Raw genomic sequence first — 1085 nt, 5'->3', positions numbered from 1 at the left:
GTAACCGCCTCGCTCAGGAGCTTCACGATTCAGTCAATCAAATGCTGTTTTCCGTCAGTTTAACTGCCAAAGCTGCGAAGACACTAACAAAAGATGAGAATTTACAGCAGATGATTGATTTCATCCAAAACCTATCACAGGACGCGCTCGCAGAAATGAAAGCGTTAATTTGGCAGCTTCGCCCCGGAGGATTGGAAAAAGGGCTGGCTGAAGCCATTAAAAGCTATGGTGCGCTCATTGGATTGAAGATCATTTTTACACAAAAAGGCTGTCCTGTTCTGACTGATGAGCAGGAGCATATGCTATGGCGTGTCGTACAGGAAGCTTTAAATAACTGCAAAAAGCATGCCGGAACGGATACGGCGTATGTTAGTCTGACTGCTTCTTTGTGCCATGCGGAGCTGGATATCATCGATCATGGGGCAGGATTTCGCTATGAAGCGCATGCCGATCTGCCTTCACTTGGCATCAAGGGTATGAAAGAACGAGCGGAAAAAGCCGGAGCTAAGTTTTGGATTGAGTCAGCGCTTGGAACTGGAACAAAGCTGTCCATCAGGCTTCCGCTAACAAGCCGAAAAGGAGGGGCGGTATGAAAATTGTCATTGCTGATGATCATCATGTTGTCAGAAAGGGTCTGCGTTTTTTCTTTGCCACCCAGGATGATATTGAAGTTGTCGGAGAAGCTGCAACTGGATTAGAAGCTCTCCGTGTCATCGAAGAGACAAAGCCGGATCTTGTGCTAATGGATCTGTCTATGCCCGAGATGGACGGCATTCAAGCCATTAAAAAAGCAATACAGCAATTTCCGGATACGAATATCATTGTGCTGACGAGCTACTCTGATCAGGAGCACGTCATCCCCGCGCTTCAGGCAGGCGCGAAGGCGTATCAATTAAAGGATACGGAGCCCGAGGAATTGGTGAAAACACTAAGACAAGTGCATGGTGGCGAATACAAGCTTTCTACAGCTATTATGCCCCATGTGCTAACACATATGAAAAATCAGCACGACCCGGAAAAAGAAAAATACTATCAATTAACTAGAAGGGAAAAAGACGTTCTGACTGAAATAGCGAACGGGAAAA

Annotated in this window: 1 protein-coding gene and 1 pseudogene; both read left to right on the top strand. The window is 46.2% G+C overall.

The genetic code is table 11. The annotated features are described in order from the left end of the window. A pseudogene (gene yhcY / locus ACWHAR_RS22825) lies at nt 1–593 on the top strand (two-component system sensor histidine kinase YhcY); the annotation flags it as partial. Beyond that, the coding region (gene yhcZ, locus ACWHAR_RS22820) for a two-component system response regulator YhcZ (protein WP_452087917.1) at nt 590–1085 on the top strand (496 nt) is incomplete at its 3' end. The pseudogene yhcY and the gene yhcZ, both read left to right, overlap by 4 nt.

This window comes from Bacillus sp. LR--39, from assembly GCF_053613335.1.
This window is presented reverse-complemented; position numbering and strand designations above follow the sequence as displayed.